This is a genomic window from Pseudomonas sp. RL_5y_Pfl2_73, assembly GCF_963970515.1.
Taxonomy (GTDB): Bacteria; Pseudomonadota; Gammaproteobacteria; order Pseudomonadales; family Pseudomonadaceae; genus Aquipseudomonas.
In genome coordinates, this window is sequence record NZ_CAXAPD010000069.1 from 1 (window position 1) to 4777 (window position 4777).

Sequence of the window (4777 nt, forward strand, 5' to 3'; positions counted from 1 at the left end):
CGGCCGCTGCGGTCGTATTCGCTGCGGGTGCTGATTTGCCCTTGGGTGCGCAGCACTTCGCGGTGCAGGCGGTCGCGTTCGAAGTCGCTGATGACCTGGCCGTCGAGGTTGATCTGGTGCAGGTGGCCGCTGCCGTAGTACAGGCGGTTGACCCAGCGGCCATCGGGCAGTTGGGTCTGGATCAGGTTGCCGAGTTCGTCGTAGTGGTGTTGCAGGCTGCCGGCGGCGCTGTTTTCGGCGAGCAACTGGCCGAGGGCGTCGTAGGCGAAGCTCAGGGTTTGCGCGTTGCCTTGCAGGTCGGTGAAGGCGGGTTACACGCCTGCTTTTGAGGTGTAGGCGATCCGTGGCGAGGGAGCTTGCTCCCGCTCGGCGGCGCAGCCGTCGTAAACCGGCTGATGCGGTTTATCTGGAGAATGCGTCAGCCTGTTTTGGGGCGGCTTCGCCACCCAGCGGGAGCAAGCTCCCTCGCCACGGGTTGGTGGTGTCGCGGTTAGCGTGGGTCGACGTTATCCAGCACACGGTTGGCCAGCATTGAACTCAGTTCGATCAATTGCTGGATGCCGAGGGCGATGTGGCGGCGGGGGCCTTCCAGGTCGAAGGCCAGGTTGCTGATCATCGCATCGGCTGACGCGAGGTTTTCGCTGAGGTTGGCGAGCAGGCATTCGTTGTCGGCGTTTTTTGCCACGGTGAAGAGCTGGCCCGGTTTGGATGCATCTTCGGGTTTTTCCGGTTTGGGTAACAGGTAGTGATCCAAGACGCGTTTGGTGGTTTCGTCGTGCTTTTTGGCTTTGGATTTGGTTTGCGCGGAAGTGTTGTCCGTTTCCGGAGGGTTTGGAGTTATTTTGAACATAAGCTGGAATCCTCGAGTTAGGCCGCGACCCTTTCCCTACTAAAAGAAGGGTGGCGGCTGTACGCAGGTTAGTAGACCGGGGATTCCAGCATTGCCGGCGCGCCGAAGCGCCCTGCGCACAGCCACCATCAAGGACAGGAATTGGAACACCTGCCTGAGTGGATAGCTCATGCATCTTGCGGAAAACCTCGGGCTACTAAACCCGACCACTGATGGGCAGTGGCAGGGAAACGATAGAACCCATGGGCAAGGCGCACAAGCGGACGGATTCTGGCGTAGTTGTAGGCAATGGCGCAAGGATTCGTAGCTTGGTGGAAGTGTTGTGGGGGGAGAATAAACAAGCCTTCGTAATGCCCAGGATTCGGGGCGAGGGAGCGTGCTCTCGCTCAATGGCGCAGCGGTTTTTCTGTAGGAATGCGCCGGCCTTTTTGGGGCGGCTTCGCCGCCCAGCGGGAGCAAGCTCCCTCGCCACGGGAATTTGCGCTTAACCTGCGCCTAGTAATTTGTTCGCAAGCGCCAGATCGAACGGCTTGTTCCCAAATATTGATTTAGTCGCCAGGGCTTTCTTGAGCACATCCGAATCCAGGCTCAGATTGTTTTTGTGCGCTGCAAAGACAATCGTCAGGAATGGAAACGCATAGTTATCCGGCTCGGCCAACACGTCATCGATTAATGCGGGGGAGCCAAGAACGCTGTGCTCTGCCTTGGGCAGGTAAAATTTCTCGAGCCGTTCGGTTATTTTTTTGACGGTTGCGCTGATGGCTTGAGGGGACGGAGTTCTGATGATGCCGCCCAGCTCGTCACCTAACTGTTTTGCTTCCTCCGACAAGGAGCTCTTCGACAAAAATGATGAATTCAGCAGCCGGCTCTCGTAGGGTGGAGATTGCTCTTTACAGAAGCTGAAGGCCTCGCACGTATAGATCTCCAACCCCGCGTAATAACCGTCGGCCTTGGTCAAGTGTTGAACGTAGATTTCCCCAAGCTTTTCCTTGGCAGCGAGCAGGTCAAGTTTATTTTTGCTGGCCTTCAGGTCAAGGTGGGGTGACGTTGTTTGCTTCAGCGCCGCCAGTAACTCCGCTTCCAGGTACTTGCGAATTTCCACACTCATGACGTAGACCTGAGCGAGTCTCGTGGGGCAATCACTTCATGCTCATCCGTTGGCTCGATCGCCATATAAATGTCAAAGCTTGTCCGGGCTAGAAACCGAGGGCTCTAGAGCCATGCTTTGGTCAGGCCTTTTTTCCAAGTAAAACTTCAGATATTTTTTGGGTCTTTCTTGAAAGGCTCGAGCTTTGCCGAAGCTGTAGGCGTCATCAAAGTACCTATAAGCCTGCGCGTGGTCTCCCAGCTCAAAATAGACCATTCCCAGGTTAATCAGCGGCCCTGTATCGATATCCGATTCCCGGCCATCCAAGGTCTTTTGTGCCCAGTCTTTAGCAGCCTCGAAATCCCCATTGTCAAAATGCAGGTTGAAAAAAGAACCTGTGACCCAGGCTGACAAAGGTGTCCATTCCAGCTTCGGTTCAGGAAGCAATTCCCAAGCTTTTTGGTACAGGGCTTGAGCTTCATTTTTTTTGTTTTGCTCATCGAGCTCATTACCCGACGCCATGATGCGCATTACTTCGTCTGCCAGCGTCGGGCTTTCATCTGCCAAGCCTTTCATAGACGTTCCTGTTACGGCTTTCTGCCGGGCCAATAAAATCACCGGGGTCCTATCTCTATCTGTCGGGAGCGAGCCTTTGGCGGCTTGTCGACAATGACTGGATGCCGGGGCGGTGTGGCGTGGTGATCCTTTCGGACCGAGAGAGTGTCGTTCATCCCGAGAGATCACTGACCGGGCGCCACCATCAATCCCTGTGGGAGCGAGCTCGCGATGGCGGCAGCACGTTACATCTCCGATCCCTCCAGATTGATCCTCTACGCGTTAACTTTGTAGCGGTGAAGTCAACGCGATACTTTTCCAGCTCGCCTTTCGTTTTTTCTCCAAGAGCGAGGCTAAAGCGTCGCCCTCAGGCAGCCCTTTCTTCGGCAGCTTGAAGGGAACCAGAACGTAGAGCTTTACCGAGTCCTCATGGTGTTCATCCACGGGTTCTTCGGTGGTGTTCCAAATTTTGTCCACGACCAACAGCGCGTCGGTATCGCTCGGCCAGCTGAGCTGGGCGAAGTCTTTATCTATTTTTGAAATGATCTGGCCTTCCGACAAGGGGCCGTTATTGAACGTGTGGCGAGCGAGCAGGGAGAGCAACTCAACCGGGAAAACCCAAGGACTGTGCGGGGGAAAACCTTGCTGCGTGAGAGGCCAGTCGCCGGGCAAGCATACGAATAATTCGGTATGAGGGCTTTTGGCAAAAAGTCCGATGGTGAAGAGTAACTTGAACTTGTTCTTACCCTCGATGCAGCTGATACGCAGCTCCAGCCCCGCTTCATTACTGAAGGGACTTAGTTGCGCGGGTAAAACCCAACCTGCTGTGTTGTGCACGAAAGTGGCTATAGGTCCGCCGAATTCTTCGGCCGGGTTCTCAATAACGTCCATGATACTGACGGCCCCGGCATTTCTTAAGACGGCCGCCATGTCTGTAAATCCCCAGGTATTGGCGATGTCCAACGGCGCGGTATTCAGCCGGGTGTGTAGTCGATTGATGTCGGCATGGTGTTCTATAAGAAGATTGACGATGTGCTGGTGCCCGGAGGTGATCGCGTCAATCAGCGGGGTGGTTATGCTGTCAGGCCAACCGTCTACCAAGGCACCAGCCTCAAGAAACCATTGGCATGTTTGCAGATGCCCGTTGCCGGCGGCGGCGGCAAGGGGGGTGCTGTTGCCGGAACTCGCGGCAGGTTGGTCCAGTGCGATACCTAAAGCCACCAATAAGCGGCAAACTTCGGTTTGACCCTGTTCGGCAGCCATGTGCAGTAACGTCTCCTGCCCCTCAAGGCCATACAGGGGCAGGTGCAATAGAGCGGGATTTTCCTCCAGATGCTTTTTTAGCGAGGCTTCATTTCCCGAGGCGATGTCGGCATGAATGACGGATAAAGTCTCGATGTTCTTCTCATAAATTTCTTCTGGGTTGGTCATTTAAAAAATTCCTTTTGCCATTTGATCACCCATTTTTTTCAATGCGTTTTCGACACTGGCCGTCCCACCGATGTCCGCTTTCTGAAGAATTTCATAAACCTTTTTCGCGCTGGCTACCGAGTGATTTCCCCCACCATTTTGGGCCCAAGTGAAGTTGCGCGGATCGTCGTTCAGGCCGATTTTGTGTTTGGCCAGAATTTTTTGCGAGTCGGTAATGTATTTTCGATTTTGCGCTTTCCAGCTTTTCGGAGCTTTTTCGCGGACGATATGATGGTAGTGCGGCTTCACCATACCCTTAGGCGCAGGACCCATCGCTCTCTTCTGTGAGGCGCTGAGTCGACAAACTTCCCAACCCCAAGGATCCACCCACCCAATAGGATTCGGTGCGTATTGATAGAGGTTGAATCCACCCGCCAACCCAATCGGATCCGGCGTAGTAAACCGTCCCACATCCGGATCATAAAACCTGAACGTATTGAAATGTAGCCCCGTTTCCCGATCCAGGTACTGCCCTTGGAACCGCAAATTCTGCTCTTCGATGTAGTACGGCTCGCGCACCTCTTCCAGCGTATTGCCCCACACCCGATACGTCGCCTGCCAAACATTGTGCCCGTCGGCTTCGGTGAGTTGTTCCGGCAGGCCGTTGAGGTCGTTGTGGTAGTAGCGGATCTTTTGCAGCGGGCCGCTGCCGTCGACGCGGGCCAGGGGTTCGTAGCCGTCGTCTTCATAGAGGTACAGGCTGGTTTGCTGGTGGCGGTGTTCCTGCAACAGGCGCAGGCCATCCCAGGTGAAACGGGTTTCGCCCAGCGGGTAACCATTGCTGTCGTGTTCGGTTTTTTCGATGCGCCGGCCCA

5 protein-coding genes and 1 pseudogene are annotated in these 4777 nt (G+C 55.0%); all 6 read right to left on the minus strand.

Going from position 1 to position 4777, the window contains the following annotated elements; translation table 11 throughout:
- A pseudogene (locus tag AACY42_RS27930) lies at window positions 1-305 on the minus strand (hypothetical protein); the annotation flags it as partial.
- A gap of 185 nt (window positions 306-490) precedes the next feature.
- Entirely contained in the window at window positions 491-850 is a 360-nt protein-coding gene (locus AACY42_RS27935) for a DUF6124 family protein (protein WP_339483724.1), read from the minus strand.
- A 484-nt stretch (window positions 851-1334) separates the two neighbouring features.
- A complete protein-coding gene (locus AACY42_RS27940) occupies window positions 1335-1958 on the minus strand; it encodes a hypothetical protein (RefSeq protein ID WP_339483725.1) in 624 nt (207 codons plus the stop codon).
- 72 nt (window positions 1959-2030) lie between these two features.
- Window positions 2031-2513, minus strand: a complete 483-nt coding sequence (locus AACY42_RS27945) for a hypothetical protein (protein ID WP_339483726.1) — start codon at window positions 2511-2513, stop codon at window positions 2031-2033.
- 261 nt (window positions 2514-2774) lie between these two features.
- The gene (locus tag AACY42_RS27950) at window positions 2775-3923 is read right to left on the minus strand and encodes an ankyrin repeat domain-containing protein (RefSeq protein ID WP_339483727.1); all 1149 of its coding nucleotides are present in this window, start codon (window positions 3921-3923) and stop codon (window positions 2775-2777) included.
- Window positions 3924-4777: RHS repeat domain-containing protein (locus AACY42_RS27955; RefSeq protein ID WP_339483728.1), on the minus strand; the 854-nt coding region annotated here is incomplete at its 5' end.

What these genes read in the sequence shown, in the direction of transcription:
- AACY42_RS27935 (WP_339483724.1), bottom strand. Translation starts at nt 850, where the DNA reads ATGTTCAAAATAACTCCAAACCCTCCGGAAACGGACAACACTTCCGCG.
- AACY42_RS27940 (WP_339483725.1), bottom strand. Translation starts at nt 1,958, where the DNA reads ATGAGTGTGGAAATTCGCAAGTACCTGGAAGCGGAGTTACTGGCGGCG.
- AACY42_RS27945 (WP_339483726.1), bottom strand. Translation starts at nt 2,513, where the DNA reads ATGAAAGGCTTGGCAGATGAAAGCCCGACGCTGGCAGACGAAGTAATG.
- AACY42_RS27950 (WP_339483727.1), bottom strand. Translation starts at nt 3,923, where the DNA reads ATGACCAACCCAGAAGAAATTTATGAGAAGAACATCGAGACTTTATCC.